The organism is Streptomyces lydicus, assembly GCF_000717345.1.
Classification (GTDB): Bacteria; Actinomycetota; Actinomycetes; order Streptomycetales; family Streptomycetaceae; genus Streptomyces; species Streptomyces lydicus.
In genome coordinates this window covers 1-16522 of the sequence record NZ_JNZA01000043.1, presented here as the reverse complement: position 1 = coordinate 16522, position 16522 = coordinate 1, and the positions used below count along the sequence as shown (strand labels likewise).

Below are 16522 nucleotides of genomic sequence, written 5' to 3'. Positions count from 1 at the left end.
GAATTCGTCATGCCTTCGCACCACCCCACCTCCCGGCCCGGCCGGACATCCCGCCGGGCGCCCCTGCTGGCGGTGCTCGCCGCCACCGTGGTCACCGGGGCGCTGGTCCTGGCCGGCCCGCCCGGCGGCCCGATGGCCTCGGCGGCCTCCGCCACCAAGCCCGGGGCCGTCGGCACTTCCGGCGCGGCCGCCTCCCGCGCCGGACAGTGGCAGCCGCTCCCGGTGCCCGTGACCAAGGGCGATCTGACCGCCGTGGCGGCGCTGAGCGACAGCCGGGCCTGGGCCGTGGGCTACCGGCTGAAGAGCGCCACCCAGCTCGAAGCGGTGGCGCTGCGCTGGGACGGCACGTCCTGGAGCCAGGAGTCCACCCTGCCGGCCAACAGCTTCCCGCAGGCGCTCGCGGTCCGCTCGGCCACCGACATCTGGACGGTCGGCAGCGCCTCCGCCCACTGGAACGGCTCCGCATGGACCACGTACAGACTGGATCGCGACCCGGCCGGGAACGTCGTCCCCGATGCCGTGGCGACCGCCTCGGACGGGACGGCGTGGACGGTCGGCCGCGCCATGGCCCGGTCGGTCAAGGACGGCGTACCGGCCGTCCAGTCGTGGGACGGCACGAGCTGGCACCGGCAGTCCCTCCCGAACGTCGGCAAGGGCGAGCTGAGCGCCGTCACGGTCGTCGCGCCGGACGACGTCTGGGCGGCCGGCGCCGCCTACGCGGCCGATGACACGTCACCGCAGACGGCGCTGCTGCTGCACTGGGACGGCAGCAGCTGGAAACGCGTCACCGCGCCCGGTCCCCAGGGGGCGGACGCCTGGCTGGGCGGGATCACCGCACTCGCCGCCGATGACATCTGGGCGGTCGGCGGCAGCACCGACGCCGGCGCGGAGCGGCCGCTCGCCGTGCACTGGAACGGCACCGCGTGGACGGAGGCGGAGACACCGAACGTGCCGGACGGCCGGCTGCGTGCCGTCGGCAAGGCCGGTGACGGCACGCTGTGGGCGGTGGGCGGCAAGGGGGCGGCGCCGGTCGCGCTGCGCCGGGACGCCCGGACGGGCCGGTGGGAGCGGGCGGCGTCCCCGGGGCTCGTCGTCCGGGGGTTCTCGACGGTGCCCGGGAGTGCCGGCCTCTGGGTCGCCGGTATCTCCGAGCAAGGAGACCTGGTCCCGGCGGTCACGCGCTGGAAGGGCTGAACGGCCGGAGGTGTGCCCGCCGCGGGGGCGGCAGCGGCCCGTCCCCGCGGCGGGCCGCTGCGCCTCAGTGCGCGATGCCGTCGATCAGTTCCCGCGCGCCCTGCCGCAGCAGCGCGACGGCGACGGAGGTGCCGAGCGTCTCCGGGGTGAGCGGCCCGGCCCATTCGTGGGCGTTGAGGACCGTCTTGCCGTCCGGGGTGAAGACGCAGGCCCGCAGGGAGAGTTCGCCGCGCCGGTCGGTCGTGGCGTAGCCGGCGATCGGGCTGTTGCAGTGGCCCTGGAGGACGTGCAGGAGCATCCGCTCGGCGGTGGTCTCCCGGCACGTCTGCGGGTGCCCGAGACCGCTGACCGCGTCGATGGTGGCGGTGTCGTCCTCGCGGCACTGCAGGGCCAGCACGCCCGCGCCGACCGGCGGGCACATCTCGTCGACGGACAGGATCTGGGTGATGACGTCCGTCCGGCCGATGCGCTCCAGTCCCGAGACGGCCAGCAGCAGCGCGTCCGCCTCGCCGGCCGCGAGCTTCTCCATGCGGCGGTTGGCGTTGCCGCGCATCGGCACGCACTCCAGGTGCGGGTGGGAGCCGGCGAGCTGGGCGATCCGGCGGACCGACGAGGTGCCGATCCGGGTTCCCGCGGGGAGTTCGTCGAGAGTGAGTCCACCCGGGTGGATCAACGCGTCGCGGACGTCGTCGCGCGCCAGGAAGGCGGCGAAGGTGGTGCCGGCGGGCAGCGGGCGGTCGCCGGGGATGTCCTTGACGCAGTGCACCGCGAGGTCCGCCTCACCGGCGAGCAGCGCGGCGTCGACCTCCTTGGTGAACGCCCCCTTCCCCTCGACCTGGGACAGCGCGCCCATCCAGCGGTCGCCGGTCGTCTTGACCGGGACGACCTCCGTGGCGATACCGGGGTGCAGCGCACCGAGTTCGGCGCGGACGCGCTCCACCTGGGCCAGAGCCATCGGCGAGTCGCGGGAGACGATGCGGATCAGTTCAGGGGCGGACATGCGCCCACGATAGACCGTCAGTTCCCGGCTACGGCCACCGGCAGGTTGCCCGGTTCCCCGGCGCGCCTCGCCTGCCGTGCCGCGTCGTACGGTTTCCGCAGGCCGGGCCCTCCCGCTCGGCCGCGTCGGCGATACTTCCCGGCATGTCCCCATCACGCGATACCGCCGTCCCGCCGTCGCCCGTCACCGCGGACGATCTCGACCGTGCCGTCCAGCTCTCCGTGGCCGTGCTGCGCCAGGCGCCCCCGGCTGCGTGGCAGGGCGCGGCAGGTTCACTGGAGTGGGACTGCTGGGAGACCGTCGAGCACCTCAGTGACGACCTGTTCGCCTACGCGGCCCAACTCGGGCCGCGGAAACCGCCGTTGGACGGCCTCGTGCCGTTCGTGTGGGAGAGCAGGCGGCCGGGCGGGCCCGCGAACGCGGTGCATGCCGACCGTGCCGCGGGGCCGGCCGGGCTGCTCCAGGTGCTGGAGGCGAGCGGTGCGCTGCTGGTCGCCATGGTGCGTACGACGCCGCCGGAGGTCCGCGCCCACCATGTGTTCGGGGTGTCGGACGCCGCGGGCTTCGCCGCGATGGGGCTGGTGGAGACGCTGGTGCACACGCATGATCTCGCGGAGGGGCTCGGGCTGGCCTGGGAGCCGCCGGCGGAGCTGTGCACCCGGGTGCTCGGCCGGCTGTTCCCCGACGTCCCCCTGGACGCGGATCCTTGGCTCACCTTGCTGTGGGCCACGGGACGTGCCGCGCTCCCCGGACGTCCCCGGCGCACCAGCTGGCGCTGGGACGCGACGGTCCGCCGATAGATCCCGGCGCTTGCGCCGACCGGGTGAGGGGGTGTCAGGGCCGTGTTCCGCCGGTGCGGCCCCTTCGCCCGTTCAGTGGTGCGACCAGGGGTGCCGCAGCCGCACCCAGAGATCCCTGGCCCGCCGCCCGGCCTCGGTGCGGCTCCGGGCGACCAGCTCCTGCGCCTGCTCCTCGGTCTCCACCATCGGGCCGGAGCCCCGCAGCGGCTTGCCCGCCGTCTCGTGGAGGAAGAACGTGGAGACCAGTCCGATGACGCCGGCGACCATCAGGTAGTAGGCGGGCACCATGGTGTTGCCGGTCGCCGCGACCAGCCCGGAGGCGATCAGGGGTGTCGTACCGCCGAAGAGCGACACCGAGATGTTGAAGGAGATCGACAGCGCGCCGTAGCGCAGCCGGGTCGGGAAGAGGGCGGGCAGGGTGGCGGCGGAGGTGCCCGCGAAGCACACCAGCAGCAGCCCCAGGATCAGGCATCCGCAGGCCGGCAGCAGGATGCCGCCGGTGCGGATGAGGAGCACCGCGGGTACGGCCAGGACGATCAGGGCGGCGCTGCCCGCCATGAAGAGCGGCCGGCGTCCCCACCGGTCGGAGCTGCGGCCCACGGTGGTGATGGTGAGCGCCACGACGATCATGGTGCCGAGGACCAGCAGCTGGGCGGTGAGCGAGTCCTGACCGAGGGTCTCGGTCATGTAGGTCGGCAGGTACGAGGTCACCATGTAGTTGGTGACGTTGTAGAGCAGGACCAGACCCATGCAGATCAGCACCGCCTGCCAGTGCCGGGTGAAGATCTCCTTGAGCCGGCCGTGGCCGGACTGCCGGGCCTCCTCGACCGGGTCCTCGCCGCCCGCCACGCGGGCCTCCTCCGCGTCCTGGTGGGCCGCTTCGGCCTCGCGCTGGAAGGCGGGGGTCTCCTCCAGCCGGAGGCGCATGTACAGGCCGATCAGGCCCAGAGGCCCGGCGAGGAGGAACGGCAGCCGCCAGCCCCAGGCCACCAGGCCGTCGTCGCCGAGCACGGCCGTGAGGAGGGTGACCAGTCCGGAACCGAGCGAGTAGCCGACGAAGGTGCCGAAATCGAGCCAGCTGCCGAGGAATCCCCGCCGGGTGTCCGGTGCGTATTCGGCGATGTAGGTGGTGGCTCCGGCGTACTCACCGCCGGTGGAGAATCCCTGCACGAGACGGCAGATCAGCAGCAGAATGGGTGCGGCGAAGCCGATCGTGTTGTAAGAGGGCAGAAATCCGACGGCAAAGGTGCTGATCGCCATCATGATCATGGTGGCGGCGAGTACCCGTTTACGTCCGATACGGTCGCCGAGCGGGCCGAATACGAGGCCACCGAGCGGCCGGACGAGAAATGCCGCGGCAAATGTGGCAAAGGCCGACACCACCTGGGCCCCGGGTGAACTCGACGGGAAGAACACCTTTCCCAGCGTCCCGGCGAGGTAGGCGTAGACGCCGAAGTCGAACCACTCCATGGTGTTGCCCAGCGCGGCCGCGGACACCGCCCTGCGGACCGCCGGGCGGTCGGTGACGGTGACGTCCTCGGCGCTCAGCGGCTGCTTGCGGCGGCGCAGCAGAATGCGGAGCATGCGGTCGGTGGCGGCGGTGCCTCCACGGGCCGGCTTCCGGCCCTTTCGCGGATTCGACGGTTTCTGGCGTCCGGCGCTCATTTCATCCCGTCAACTGGGCGGATTCGGTGCCTTGGGAAGTGGGCTTCACCGAGGGCCTTGGACAACCGGCCGAGGGCTGATCGGCCGTTGATCGCGGGCTCATTATTCCCGGCCGTTCCGTATCGGAGGATGAAGCGGTGAGCCGCGTGTCGTGGGGCCCGGCGGCATGACGAATGCCCGGGCCGGCGAGGTCCGGCCCGGGCATTGTCCGGTTGCGTCCGTATGGAATGCGGGGCACGCCCTCGCACAGCGAGGGCGGTCCGCTCAGGCGCGTCGGAAAGAGTCGAGGTGGGCGAATACCACGACGTTGTCGACGTAGTCCCTGACCTTCCTGTCGTAGGCACCGCCGCAGGTGATGATGCGGAGTTGTGCGGTGGGTACGTCGGCGTAGACCCGGTCGTTCGGGAACTTCGACTTGCTGAAGGTCTCCACGGTGTCGACCTTGAAGGACGCCACCATGCCGTCCTCACGGGTGATGTTGACGAGGTTGCCGGGCTTGAGGGCTTCGAGCTGCAGGAACACCGCGGGCCCGGTCTTGGTGTCGACGTGTCCCGCGACGATCGCGGAGCCGCGTTCGCCGGGCGAGGCACCGTCCTTGAACCAGCCGACGAGGTTCTTGTCGCCGGCGGGCGGCGCTTCGAGCTGTCCGGTCGGGCTGATGCCGAGCTGGGTGAAGGGCGCGTCCACGGCGATCGTGGGGATCTGGATCCGCTTCGGCACGGAGCGCGGCAGCGCCAGGCCCGCGGAGGCTTGGGAGGGAGTGGTGGCGGAAGCGTTCGCCCTGGGGGTGGCGGACGCGGCGGCCTGGTGGGCCTGCGGCTTGGGGTCTGCCGAGGTGTCCACCGAGTTGTAGACGAGCAGGGAACCCAGCAGAAAAGCCGCCGCGGACCACAACAGGCCACGCCCGACGGGACGGGACGCGGGGGCGGTTCGGGAGGAGTGCTGTTTCTGCTGGTGCGGCGACTGCTGGGCGGTCATGTGCGGGTGCCTTTCATGAGCGGTACGGCGGCGGGGCGTGGGAGGTGCGCAACGCAGTCGCCGCGGCCACCGTCCGCGAGGAACGGTGGCCGCGACGGCACTGCGGCCTCCGTACGGTCAGCCGGAATCAGGCCGCCGCAGAGCCCGCGGCGTTGCGACGGCGCAGCATGTAGGCACCGGCGCCGAGGCCACCGAGCATCAGGACGGAACCGGCGGCCATGCCGCTGCCGGCGGCCATGCCGCCGCCACCGGTGTGGATGCCACCGTGCGGCTTGCGGTGGTCGCCGTAGCCGCCGTACCCGCCGTCACGCCCGTAGCCGCCGTACCCGCCGTCACGCCCGTAGCCGCCACCGTCACGCCCATGGTCGCGGCCACCGCCGTCACGGCCGTGGTCCCGGCCCCCACCGTCACGGCCGTGGTCGCGACCGCCGCCGTCACGGCCGTGGTCCCGGCCGCCACCGTCACGGCCGTGGTCCCGGCCGCCGCCGTCACGGCCGTGGTCGTCGCCGTAGCCGCCGCCCTGGTCCCAGTCACCCACGACGGTCTTGGCCATGAAGCCGCCACCGGTGTGCACACCGCCGCTCGGCTTCCTCCGGTTGTCGCGGCAGTCCCTGTCGCGGCCGTAGCCGCCACGGCCGTGGTCGCGGTCCCGACCGTAGTCGCGGCCGTTGTCACGTCCGTTGTCGCGACCATCCCGGCCGTTGTCGCGTCCGTTGTCCCGACCATCACGGCCGTTGTCACGTCCGTTGTCCCGGCCGTCCCGGCCGTTGTCGCGACCGTTGTCGCGGCCATCACGGCCGTTGTCCCGACCATCACGGCCGTTGTCACGGCCGTCCCGGCCGTTGTCGCGACCGTTGCCGCGTCCGTAGTCCCGGCCGTGGTCCCGACCGTGGTCACGACCGTTGTCGCAGTTGTCGTGGTCGGAGGACGTACCACTCGGAGCGGCGATGTCCTCCATGATCATGGCGTGTGCAGCGGGTGCGGAGATGGCCAGGGCTGCCGTGATGGCAGCCGAGGCGAACAGGGTGCGAGCAGTGCGCATGGGGACAGGTTCCTTTCGGCGCGACTGCGATGGCTGACTCTTTGTCGGCACATCGGATCGCAGTAGCGACGTGATCACCGTCAGCCGAATCGCGGCGGCGCACCACCGGAGAACGTCGCATTCGAGGGAGCCGCTGGGCTCTTCGGGTGGTGGAAGACGACGGATTCACCCGTTGGACGGCGCGCGTCGTCGGCGTGTCGCGCAACGAGTGGGCTAGGGGGTCCACGGCGGGTGCGCACGCCGGATACTTCATCGCTCAACGAGGGCACGGCCCTCACGTGCGGCGGCTGCCCGGTGCGCTCCTTTCCGCGACACGCCGACGGACCGCCGTCGCCGCCAGGGGCCGGTCGCCACCCGGGGCCGGCAGCTGTCCTCGCCGGACCCGCTCGACTCACCTTGCGGATACGGCCGGTACCCGGTGCGCCGAGGCAAACTCCACGGCACGCAAAGGGACTTCATGAGCCGGATCACGAGCGAGGGCTACCGGGATTTCCCAACGGGCCGCCCGCACTGCCCTGTTCGTCACCAGGGGCCCCGGACGTTCACCTGAGGCCCATGCCTCCGCCGGGGGCCGCGCACCGCACGACCCGCGACCCCGCCCGGCGGACCCCGCCCCGAGGTCCCTTCCCACCCGGGCGGAGGAAAGGCGTACGGCCGTCGGGGTGACCGGGGTGGCGAGACGGGGGTCCACAGGTACCCTCACAGCGCCCACCCCCGTTCCGTACCCCGTACGGCACCGAACGCCCCGCTGCACCCACCGTCCCGCGTGTCAGGTGGTGCTGCCCCTGAGCGCCTCGTCGACGATCGCCTCCAGACGGGCGTGGTGCGCGCCGCGCCAGTAGACCCGGCCGCAGGCGGTGCACTGTGCGAAGACGTCGTAGGTGCGCTGCGTGCCGTGTTCGAGGTGCTCGCGGACGGAGTCCTTGTCGGCGTCCGCGAGCGGGCCGTTGCACGCGGTGCAGCGCGTCCACGGGGCGAGCGTGGGCGCGAAGCGCTCCAGTACGTCCCGGAGTTGGTCCTCGGGACGGTCGCTGTAGACGAACGCGCCCGCCCAGATCTCCCGTCGGCGCAACAGCCCGCGGTCCCGGGAGAGCAGCACCCGCCGTTCCTCCGCCGACAGCGCGGCCAGTGCGGCGTCGCCGGGGTCCTCGTTGGTGTACGCCGCGTCGACGCCGAGCAGCCGCAGCCGGCGCGCGAGCGTGCCGAGGTGGACGTCGAGCAGGAACCGCAGCGGTGCGCCGGGGACGCGCTGGGGGCGCTCGACGGCCCGCACCTCGACGCCCTCGCCCGCGCTCGGGACGTGGGCGGTGGAGACCTCGGCGCCGTCCACGACGAGCCGGCCGACCTCGGTGAGCGGGACGCCGAGCGACTCGACGACATGGCCGAGCGTCGACGACCCGTCGGTCACCACCGGCGTGCCGGGGGTGCGGTGCTCCGCCGCGACGAAGACGTGCAGCTCAGGCGCGAAGCTGATGGGGATCTCGGGACCGTTCACGCCGGCCAGCATGTCATCGTGCGGGCCGCGCCAGCCAGTGGATTCCCGCCGGTCACAGGCGTGCGGTGGCCGGCGCGGGACGGCGGCCCGCTGGTTCGCGGCCGGAGCGGACCGACCGGGCCGCGTACGGATCTGGCTACGTACGGACCGTAGCGGTGCCGGCGCCGGATTGTGCACGGTGGAGCAGGACCCGCTCCCCGACCGCCCCTAGCCTCACTGCCACCACATCACCAACATCACCAATGAGGGGCGGACCGGTGAACTGGCTCATCCACGATTACCGCGAGAAGGATCTCGCCGAGGTGGTCCACCTGATCGACTCCACGGCCGAGCTCGGGCAGGAGTCCGTGTTCTCGCTCGCCGAGTGCATCAGCGCGCTGACCTCCCGGCAGCCCGCCGTGGTGGCCGTCCACCAGGGGGCTCCCATCGGTGCGGCGCTCGCGTGTGTGGCGGGTGAGCGGGGCTGGGTGATGCGGATCGCGATCTCCTCGGCCTGGCGCGGGCGCGGGCTGGCGAGCGCCCTGCTGGTGGAGCTGGAGCGGCGGCTGATCGCCGCCCGGGTGAGCCGGATCGCGTACGTACTGCCCGAGGAGGACCTGCTCGGGGAGGGCCTGCTCAACGCGGGCTACACGCGTCAGCCCGCGGTGGCGTACTTCGAAAAGGTCGAGCCGCACCACGGGCCCGCGGCCAGCCTCCTGGAGGACCTCGGCGGCCGGTTCCTGCCGACCGACCTGTGGTCGAAGGTGGCCGGCATGGAGGCGGAGAAGGACCTCATCGAGCGGCGGGTGGTGCTGCCGCTGGCGGAGCCGGAGCGGGCGGCCCGGCACGGGGTCCGGCCGCCGCGGGCGATCGCCCTGTTCGGCCCGCCGGGTACCGGGAAGACCACCTTCGCGCGGGGCATCGCCGCCCGGCTGGGCTGGCCGTTCGTCGAGCTGCTGCCGTCCCGGCTGGCCGATGAGGGCAATCTCGCGAACGCGCTGCGCAGCGCGTTCGCCCGGATCGCGGAGCTGGAGCGGGTGCTGATCTTCATCGACGAGGTCGAGGAGATCGCGCCGGTCCGCAACGAGCCGGCGCAGCCCGGCGGACTGCACGGGGTGACCAACGAGCTGCTGAAGCTGATACCGGGCTTCCGGGAGCGCGACGAGCGGCTGCTGGTGTGCGCCACCAACTCCATCCGCTCGCTGGACCCGGCGTTCCTGCGGCCCGGCCGCTTCGACTATGTGATCCCCATCGGGACGCCGGACCCGGGGGCCCGCTCGGCGATCTGGTCCCGGTACACGGACGGGCGGGCCGAGGTGGATGTCGCGGCCCTGGTGGCGGCCAGCGAGCTGTTCACCCCGGCGGACATCGAGCACGCCGCGCGGATGGCGGCGCAGGCGTCGTTCGAGCGGGATCTGGAGGCGGTCGGGGTCGGTGCGGGCGTCCACGGTCGGCTCGGCGCGAGCACCGAGGACTACCTCGCCGCTCTCGACCGGTGCCGGCCGACGGTCACCCCGGCGATGATCGACGAGTTCACCGCGGACATCACGGCGCACGCCCGCTGCTGACGCCGGTGCACTGCGTACGGAGGACACCGCCGCCCGCGGCTCCTCCGCTGGGCCGATGCCGAGGACCGGGCTGTTACGTACGGTGCTGATGAGGGCCGGGGGACGGACTTCCCGGGAATCGTCGAGAGGGGCGGACCACACATGCCGGAGATTGTGGATCTGGGCGCTTACGGTGAGGACTTCACCGCGAACCCGTACAAGTACTACGCCAAGCTGCGGGCGCAGGGGCCGGTGCACCGGGTGCGTGTCCCCAACGGCCCGGACGTGTGGCTGGTCGTCGGCCACGAAGCGGTCCGCGGCGCCCTCACCGACCCCCGCCTGAGCAAGAACTGGCGGGCATCGGGCCAGCTCGGCCCGGCGGGCGAGGAGTCCGCGCTGTTCACCAACATGCTGGACGCGGACCCGCCCCACCACACCCGGCTGCGGAAGCTGGTGGCGAAGGAGTTCACCGCGCGCCGGGTGGAGGCGCTTCGGCCGCGGGTGCAGCAGATCACCGACGAGCTGCTCGACGCGATGCTCGCCGCGCCGGACGGCCGTGCCGATCTCGTCGAGGCCCTCGCCTTCCCGTTGCCGATGACGGTGATCTGCGAGCTCATCGGCGTCCCCGCCATGGACCGGGAGGCGTTCCGCGGCTGGTCGAACGAGCTCGTCGCACCGACCGGCGAGGAGGCGGCGTACGCGGCCACCGTCGCGATGTCGGACTACCTCGTCGGTCTCATCGAGGCACGGCGCAAGGATCCCGGCGAGGGCCTGCTCAGCGACCTGATCCGGACCAGCGACGAGGACGGTGACCAGCTCTCGCGGGAGGAGCTGGTCGGCACGGCCTTCCTGCTGCTGGTCGCCGGGCACGAGACGACGGTCAGTCTGCTGTCCAACGGCGTACGGGCGCTGCTCCAGCATCCGGCCCAACTGGCGGCCCTGCGCGCCGACTTCTCCCTCCTCGACAACGCCGTCGAGGAGATGCTGCGCTACGACGGGCCGGTGGAGACGGCGACCTGGCGGTTCAGCTCCGAGCCGGTCGAGATCGGCGGCACGCTGATCCCCGCCGGTGAGACGATCCTGGTCGCCCTGGCCTCCGCCTCCCGGGACCCGGAACGCTACAGCGCCGCCGACGACTTCGACATCACCCGTGACGCCCGCGGCCATGCCGCGTTCGGCCACGGCATCCACTTCTGCCTCGGCGCGCCACTGGCCCGGCTGGAGGCCCGGGTCGCCCTCCGGTCCCTGCTGGAGCGCTGCCCCGACCTCGCCCTGGACGTCGATCCCGGCGCCCTGACGTGGCGCACCGGGATGCTCATCCGGGGGACGGAGCAGCTGCCGGTGCGCTGGTAGAGCCGAGCCGGGGCCACCGGTACCGGCCGGATCCGCCTCCACAGGGGCCCGGCCGGTACCGCCGTCAGCAACTCAGGTTGTCGCCGGGGGTGGTCCCCAGGATCTGGACGAAGTTCTTGTAGTTGTCGATCCGGCTCTGCACCTGGCCGGGATTGCCGCCGTTGCACTCCAGTGAGCCGTTGATGCTGCGGATCGTCTCGCCGAAGCCCGCACCGGTGACCATCGCCGTGTGCGGCGTCATCCGGCCCGGGCCGGTCTGGGTGTTCCAGTACCAGAGCGCGGTCTTCCAGGCGACGGCGGCGTCTTGCTCGACGAGGTACGGGTTGTGCAGCAAATCGATGCCCAACGCGTCGCCGGCCGCCTTGTAGTTGAAGTTCCAGCTGAGCTGGATCGGCCCGCGCCCGTAGTAGGCGGCCTGACCGGCCGGGCATCCGTAGGGCTGGGTGGCGTCACAGTAGTGCGGGTAGTTGCCGGTGTTCTGCTCCACCACGTAGACCAGGCCACCGGTCTCATGGCCGACGTTGGCGAGGAAGGCCGCGGCCTCCTGCCGCTTGACGGTGTCGCTCCCGGTGTTGGCGAACTCCGGATAGGCGCTGAGCGCCGCGGTCAGCCCGCTGTACGTATAGAACGGGTTCCGGTTCGGGAACATCTGGTTGAACTGCGCCTCGCTGACGACGAATCCCTCGGCCCGCGTGTCGGTACCGGCCGGGGCCACGGAGCAGGACGGACAGTCCGCTGTCGCCGCGGCCGGGCCGGCCGGCACGACGAGGGCGAGGCCCACGGCAACGGTGGCGGCACTCAGCACCGCGGCAAGACGAGAGCGCATGGCGGAACTCCTTCGCACGGCCGGTCTCCGGGCAGGCGAAGGCAGGGCCGCTGTGGGGGGTAATTGCCTTACGGAACCCGCGCGTCGGGCATGCACGGGCGAGGACGGTGGCGGGGCACCGCGACCACCGAGGGCTGCGGTCTAGACCAACCTCAGGCTAGGGGCGGCCGGTTGAGGTTGTCCATACCAATGCGCCGCCCTGTTGCCGGAGTGCCTCGACGGGTCCGGGCGGGCATGTGCGAGAGTGACGCAATGATGCGAACGATCGGGCTCCTCGGGGGCATGAGCTGGGAGTCCACCGCCGAGTACTACCGCCTGCTCAACGAGCTGACGCGCGAGCGCCTGGGCGGTCTGCACTCCGCGCGCTGCGTGCTCTACTCGGTGGACTTCGCGGAGATCGAACGACTGCAGGCCGAAGGCCGCTGGGAGCAGGCCGCCGAGGTACTCGCCGAGGCGGCCAGGGCACTGGAGTCGGCCGGCGTGGACATGCTGCTGCTCTGCACCAACACCATGCACAAGGTGGCCGACGAGGTGGCCGCCGCGGTGTCCGTCCCGCTGCTCCACCTGGCCGACACCACCGCCGAAGCCGTGCGCGCACGCGGCCTGCGCCGCGTCGGACTGCTGGGCACCGCCTTCACCATGGAGCAGGACTTCTACCGGGAGCGCCTGGAACGCCACGGGCTGACCGTACTGGTGCCGGATGCGGCCGCGCGCAGCACCGTCCACCGGGTGATCTACGAGGAGCTGTGCCTCGGCGTGGTGCGCGAGGAGTCCCGTGCCGCGTACCGGGCCGTGATCGACGACCTCGTCGACGCCGGCGCGGAGGGCATCGTGCTGGGATGCACCGAGATCGAGCTGCTCATCGGCCCCGAGCACAGCCCGGTGCCGGTCTTCCCGACCACCAGACTCCATGCCGAAGCCGCGGTCACCCGAGCCCTCTCGTCTGCCCAGTTGCCGACGTCCTGACCCGCAACTGGTGTGCTTCGACAGATTTTTGAGTCAGGCCGAGGTTTGAAGTGACGGCAGGTACTCTGACGTGGTGTCGCGTACCGAGTTAGAACGACTGGCCAGAATCCGGATGCAGGTCACCGGAGAGACTCTCGAACGCGCCATGGCCGTGCTCGCGGGACACCCGACCACCCCCGACAGCGAACCGGAACCCGAGACCGCACCCCCGGCCGGACTCGGGGCCGACGCCGATGAACAGGGCGAGCAGCCGGACGGGGCAGACACTTCCGAGACCACCCCCGAGGGCGGGCCGGCCCCCGGCACCGGCCGGTCGGCCGGCCCCGACACGGGCCACCCCCCTCGCCGCCGCAGCCACCTGCGCGGCCTCTGACCGCCGGGCCGGTCGCCCTGCCCTGCCGGCCGGGAGATCACCTGACGCGCCCGGAAGGCCGCGCCCCACGCCCGGCCACCACCCCCATAGCTCCGTGAAGCCGGTCCACTACACCACGTAATCACCTTGACGCGTCCCGGACCCCCGACCGTGCGGGCGGTCCGGCGCCCGCCGCGGCCTCACGGTCCCGGGGCGAGCGGCCGCGCCAGCATCGGCGTGCGGAGCATCTGGTGGCCGCCGCTCGCCAGCATGCGGACCTCGCCCCGATCGCTGATCTCCGCGCGGACGATTCCCGACTCGTCCTCGTAGACCGGAAACCCGCCGGCTCCCGCCCGCTCGGTTCGCCGGACGACCACCACGTCGTCTTCCACGGCCGGAGCCTGAAATACCAGCTCATAGCGTTCCGGGTAATCCATCGGAGCCTCCCGATACGGCTCGGCGAGTGCTCCGGGCGACGCTCAGCGCCGCCGCCGCACACGCGTCGTTGCACCTCGGCTCTTCCATCGTGGCCCACCCTCGCCGAGCGCGCCTCAGGAGAATCCGGGCGGCTGCGCACAGCGAAACCTGACATTTGTCATGCGGACTCGGGATCAAGGTCGTTCTCAGGGTTGACGGCCCGGCGCGGTGCCGCCAGCAGAATCGGGACAGTCAAGATCAACGCGGGCCGCAGGCCCTCAACTGACGGAGATTCCATGTCCGTTCCTCCCACCGGCCACCGCCGAGTGCGGTTGGCCGCCACCGCCACCGCCGCCTTACTCGCGCTGACGGTTCCGACCGCCGCCTCGGCCGCCTCGACGGCCGGACGCCCCTCCTCCCCCGGTGCCGTGGCCCACCCCGACCGGGCCGGGCTCGACCGTGCGGCGCTGTCCCGGACGCTCAAGGCGTTCCACGACGCGGGGATGTACGGCGCCTACTCGGCGGTGCGGGACGGCACCGAGGAGTGGCAGGGCGCGGCGGGCGTCGCCGATGTCGACACCGGCCGCCCCGCCACGCCCCAGATGCGGCACCGCATCGGGAGCATCACCAAGACCTTCACGGCCGTCGCCGTCCTGCAGGAGGTCGCCAAGGGGCGCATCGCGCTGGACGCGCCGATCGGCCGCTACCTGCCCGACCTCGTCCCCGGGCAGCGGGGCCGGACCATCACGGTCCGGATGCTGCTCAACCACACCAGTGGCATCGGCGAATACTCCCCGGCGATCTTCCCGACGCTGGAGAGCATCGAGGCCAACCGCTTCCACCAGTTCGACCCGCGGGAACTGGCCCGGCTGGGCCTCGCCGCGAAGCCGACCGGCAAGCCGGGGCAGGCCCATCACTACGCCAACACCAATTTCGTGCTCGCGGGCCTGCTGCTGCGCAAGGTCACCGGCCAGTCCCCGGAGGCGTACATCACCGATCACGTCATCCGGAAGGCCGGGCTGCGGCACACCTCCTTCCCGCGCTCGCCGCACCTCACCGGGCCGCACGCCAAGATGTACGAGGCCGCGTACGGCTTCTTCCAGCCGCCGCGCGACTTCTCCGTCTACAACATGTCCTGGGCCGGCACGGCCGGCTCGCTGGTCTCGACGATGCCCGACCTGAACCGCTTCTTCCGTGCGCTGCTGGGCGGCGAACTGCTGCCCGCCGCCCAGCTGCGCCAGATGAAGACGACCGTGCCGATCGAGGGCAGCAAGATGCGCTACGGCCTGGGCCTGTTCGAGATGCCGCTGCCCTGCGGGAAGGTCTGGGGACACAACGGCCTGGTGCCCGGGGCCATGACCTGGTCCCTGTCCACCGCGGACGGCCGTCGGCAGATGTCCCTCGGCTTCAACCTGACGCGTTATCAGAAGCTGAACGCACACGGCGAGGCCCAGCTCGGTCCGATAGACACGGCCATGGACGCACACCTGCTCCAGGCGATGTGCGGAACCGCCGGCCACTTCCGACCGGAAGCCTTCGGCGACCTCCGACGCTGACCGGGCGGCGGTGCCCCGCTCCCGTGCGCTGTCACGGGAGCGGGGCGGGTCCGAGAAGCGCCAGCAGCTCGGATAGTTACGGGCACCACCGTAAGGGCCGCCACTGACAACGGCGGTCCGGCGAAGGCGACGGCCCACCCGCACGGCACCCCGGACCGCCACAATGGAGTGCCCCCCGGGGACGGGCCCTCACCCGATCAGGGGACGGCACCCCTGACGAGCGGCAAGACGAGACGGCGGAGAGTGTGACCCCATGAGACCTCGGTTCTCGCTGGCGACGGTGGTCCTGGACTGCCCCGACGCGCATGCCCTTGCGGGTTTCTACCGGGCGCTGCTGGGGTGGGAGGTGAAACTCAGCGAAGCGGACTGGGTGCTGCTCCGGAACCCGGAAGGGGGCACCGGGCTCTCGTTCCAGTCCGAGCCGGGCTACCGGCCACCGGTGTGGCCCGAACTCCCCGAGGAGCAGCAGAAGATGCTGCACCTCGACATCCGGGTCGACGACCTGGACGAGGCCGAGGCGTACGCCGTGGCACTGGGGGCCGTCCGCGCCGCGTGGCAACCGCAGGACGACGTACGGGTGTTGCTGGACCCGGCGGGCCACCCGTTCTGCCTGTTCCTCGCGTGAGGAGCGGCGTCCCGGCCCCGTGGGGCGGACTCCGTTCCGCGCGCGCCGCGGGATGACCGCGGAGCGTGTGGGACTGGACACATGCGGGTAGCGAGGGGCAGCGGGTGGTCCGACGGTCTTGGCTGGTCAGGGAGTTGAGCCGGAACCCGGGCGGCATCGCTGAAGCCGTCCGCCGGCCGGCGGACGCCGTATATGGAGAGGCATTGTCAGTGTCTGCCCCTAGCATTGCTCATATGTCCCCGACTCCTTCTGCGCATCCGCGCCTGCCCTCCCCTGCCTCCGAAGCCAACGAATCGATTCGCCGATTTGTGCGCGCCCGGCGCGGCCTGGCATGGACGTCGCAGGACATGGCGGAGTACGCGGTGCTGCTGGAGATCTGGACCCTCGCGGTCCGCGCCGAGGTCGTCGAGGCAGCGTAGCCGGAGAACGGGCCGCAGCCGGAGGGCGCGGCGTAGCCGGAGGGCGCGGCGGGGACCGGCGAAGACGGTGCCGACCGGGACCCCGGGCCGGGCCGGACCGGCTCGCCAGGGTGACGTCTGATTCCCGCCAGCCGTAACGCCGGCGAAGCCACACACTCGACGTACGACACCTCCTGTACGCCACCCCCTCCGGCCCCAAGGCCGGCCCTTCCCCTGCCTCCCCTGTCTCCCCCCGTCTCTCCTATCTCCCTCCCGCCTTCCGCGTTCGCACGGAGGCACCACCCCATGGCTGTCTCTTATACACATCT

The 16522-nt window shown here is 72.0% G+C and carries 16 protein-coding genes; 9 read left to right on the top strand and 7 right to left on the bottom strand.

Annotated elements, in window-relative coordinates:
* Nucleotides 1–9 precede the first annotated feature (9 nt).
* Complete coding sequence (locus OO62_RS31275) at nt 10–1194, top strand: hypothetical protein (RefSeq protein ID WP_033271030.1); 1185 nt, start codon at nt 10–12, stop codon at nt 1192–1194.
* 64 nt (nt 1195–1258) lie between these two features.
* Here OO62_RS31275 and hemC read toward each other — a convergent pair whose 3' ends face one another.
* Nucleotides 1259–2194 carry a hydroxymethylbilane synthase gene (hemC, locus tag OO62_RS31270; protein ID WP_033271029.1) on the bottom strand — a complete coding sequence of 312 codons (936 nt, stop codon included), beginning with the start codon at nt 2192–2194 and terminating at the stop codon, nt 1259–1261.
* 143 nt (nt 2195–2337) lie between these two features.
* Here hemC and OO62_RS31265 point away from each other — a divergent pair, with 143 nt between their 5' ends.
* Complete coding sequence (locus OO62_RS31265; protein ID WP_033271028.1) at nt 2338–2994, top strand: maleylpyruvate isomerase N-terminal domain-containing protein; 657 nt, start codon at nt 2338–2340, stop codon at nt 2992–2994.
* 72 nt (nt 2995–3066) lie between these two features.
* Here OO62_RS31265 and proP read toward each other — a convergent pair whose 3' ends face one another.
* From proP to OO62_RS31245, 4 genes are all read right to left on the bottom strand, one after another.
* Nucleotides 3067–4578 carry a glycine betaine/L-proline transporter ProP gene (gene proP, locus OO62_RS31260; RefSeq protein WP_206738450.1) on the bottom strand — a complete coding sequence of 504 codons (1512 nt, stop codon included), beginning with the start codon at nt 4576–4578 and terminating at the stop codon, nt 3067–3069.
* A 345-nt stretch (nt 4579–4923) separates the two neighbouring features.
* The gene (locus tag OO62_RS31255; protein ID WP_033271026.1) at nt 4924–5637 is read right to left on the bottom strand and encodes a class F sortase; all 714 of its coding nucleotides are present in this window, start codon (nt 5635–5637) and stop codon (nt 4924–4926) included.
* 127 nt (nt 5638–5764) lie between these two features.
* Nucleotides 5765–6679, bottom strand: coding sequence for a hypothetical protein (locus tag OO62_RS37195; protein WP_051733766.1), 915 nt, complete (start codon nt 6677–6679; stop codon nt 5765–5767).
* Nucleotides 6680–7448: 769 nt separating this feature from the next.
* Nucleotides 7449–8174, bottom strand: a complete 726-nt coding sequence (locus OO62_RS31245; protein ID WP_033271091.1) for a Mut7-C RNAse domain-containing protein — start codon at nt 8172–8174, stop codon at nt 7449–7451.
* A 257-nt stretch (nt 8175–8431) separates the two neighbouring features.
* Between OO62_RS31245 and OO62_RS31240 the strand changes: the two genes are divergently transcribed.
* Both OO62_RS31240 and OO62_RS31235 read left to right on the top strand, forming a co-directional pair.
* A complete protein-coding gene (locus OO62_RS31240) occupies nt 8432–9721 on the top strand; it encodes an ATP-binding protein (protein WP_033271025.1) in 1290 nt (429 codons plus the stop codon).
* Between the two features lie 141 nt (nt 9722–9862).
* On the top strand, nt 9863–11053 hold the full coding sequence (locus OO62_RS31235) for a cytochrome P450 family protein (protein WP_033271024.1): 1191 nt from the start codon (nt 9863–9865) through the stop codon (nt 11051–11053).
* A 64-nt stretch (nt 11054–11117) separates the two neighbouring features.
* On the opposite strand, the gene OO62_RS31230 is transcribed toward OO62_RS31235, so the two are convergent.
* Nucleotides 11118–11879 carry a chitinase gene (locus tag OO62_RS31230; RefSeq protein ID WP_033271023.1) on the bottom strand — a complete coding sequence of 254 codons (762 nt, stop codon included), beginning with the start codon at nt 11877–11879 and terminating at the stop codon, nt 11118–11120.
* A 255-nt stretch (nt 11880–12134) separates the two neighbouring features.
* Between OO62_RS31230 and OO62_RS31225 the strand changes: the two genes are divergently transcribed.
* Nucleotides 12135–12845 (top strand): aspartate/glutamate racemase family protein, encoded by a 711-nt coding sequence (locus tag OO62_RS31225; protein ID WP_033271090.1) that lies wholly within the window; start codon nt 12135–12137, stop codon nt 12843–12845.
* A gap of 73 nt (nt 12846–12918) precedes the next feature.
* Nucleotides 12919–13218 carry a hypothetical protein gene (locus OO62_RS39215; protein ID WP_129322911.1) on the top strand — a complete coding sequence of 100 codons (300 nt, stop codon included), beginning with the start codon at nt 12919–12921 and terminating at the stop codon, nt 13216–13218.
* A gap of 179 nt (nt 13219–13397) precedes the next feature.
* Here OO62_RS39215 and OO62_RS31215 read toward each other — a convergent pair whose 3' ends face one another.
* Nucleotides 13398–13634 (bottom strand): DUF6296 family protein, encoded by a 237-nt coding sequence (locus tag OO62_RS31215; protein WP_033271021.1) that lies wholly within the window; start codon nt 13632–13634, stop codon nt 13398–13400.
* Between the two features lie 276 nt (nt 13635–13910).
* Here OO62_RS31215 and OO62_RS31210 point away from each other — a divergent pair, with 276 nt between their 5' ends.
* The 3 genes from OO62_RS31210 (at nt 13911) to OO62_RS39210 (ending at nt 16214) form a co-directional block, all read left to right on the top strand.
* A complete protein-coding gene (locus tag OO62_RS31210; RefSeq protein ID WP_078617448.1) occupies nt 13911–15170 on the top strand; it encodes a serine hydrolase domain-containing protein in 1260 nt (419 codons plus the stop codon).
* 253 nt (nt 15171–15423) lie between these two features.
* A complete protein-coding gene (locus OO62_RS31205) occupies nt 15424–15795 on the top strand; it encodes a VOC family protein (protein WP_033271020.1) in 372 nt (123 codons plus the stop codon).
* Between the two features lie 233 nt (nt 15796–16028).
* A complete protein-coding gene (locus OO62_RS39210) occupies nt 16029–16214 on the top strand; it encodes a hypothetical protein (RefSeq protein WP_099872434.1) in 186 nt (61 codons plus the stop codon).
* Nucleotides 16215–16522: the final 308 nt, after the last annotated feature.

Excerpts from the sequence above, each read along its gene's own strand:
- OO62_RS31235 (WP_033271024.1), top strand. The coding sequence starts at position 9,863 with ATGCCGGAGATTGTGGATCTGGGCGCTTACGGTGAGGACTTCACCGCG.
- OO62_RS31215 (WP_033271021.1), bottom strand. The coding sequence starts at position 13,634 with ATGGATTACCCGGAACGCTATGAGCTGGTATTTCAGGCTCCGGCCGTG.
- OO62_RS31225 (WP_033271090.1), top strand. The coding sequence starts at position 12,135 with ATGCGAACGATCGGGCTCCTCGGGGGCATGAGCTGGGAGTCCACCGCC.
- OO62_RS31275 (WP_033271030.1), top strand. The coding sequence starts at position 10 with ATGCCTTCGCACCACCCCACCTCCCGGCCCGGCCGGACATCCCGCCGG.
- OO62_RS31205 (WP_033271020.1), top strand. The coding sequence starts at position 15,424 with ATGAGACCTCGGTTCTCGCTGGCGACGGTGGTCCTGGACTGCCCCGAC.
- OO62_RS39210 (WP_099872434.1), top strand. The coding sequence starts at position 16,029 with ATGTCCCCGACTCCTTCTGCGCATCCGCGCCTGCCCTCCCCTGCCTCC.
- OO62_RS37195 (WP_051733766.1), bottom strand. The coding sequence starts at position 6,679 with ATGCGCACTGCTCGCACCCTGTTCGCCTCGGCTGCCATCACGGCAGCC.
- hemC (WP_033271029.1), bottom strand. The coding sequence starts at position 2,194 with ATGTCCGCCCCTGAACTGATCCGCATCGTCTCCCGCGACTCGCCGATG.
- OO62_RS31230 (WP_033271023.1), bottom strand. The coding sequence starts at position 11,879 with ATGCGCTCTCGTCTTGCCGCGGTGCTGAGTGCCGCCACCGTTGCCGTG.
- OO62_RS31210 (WP_078617448.1), top strand. The coding sequence starts at position 13,911 with ATGTCCGTTCCTCCCACCGGCCACCGCCGAGTGCGGTTGGCCGCCACC.
- OO62_RS31265 (WP_033271028.1), top strand. The coding sequence starts at position 2,338 with ATGTCCCCATCACGCGATACCGCCGTCCCGCCGTCGCCCGTCACCGCG.
- OO62_RS31255 (WP_033271026.1), bottom strand. The coding sequence starts at position 5,637 with ATGACCGCCCAGCAGTCGCCGCACCAGCAGAAACAGCACTCCTCCCGA.
- proP (WP_206738450.1), bottom strand. The coding sequence starts at position 4,578 with ATGCTCCGCATTCTGCTGCGCCGCCGCAAGCAGCCGCTGAGCGCCGAG.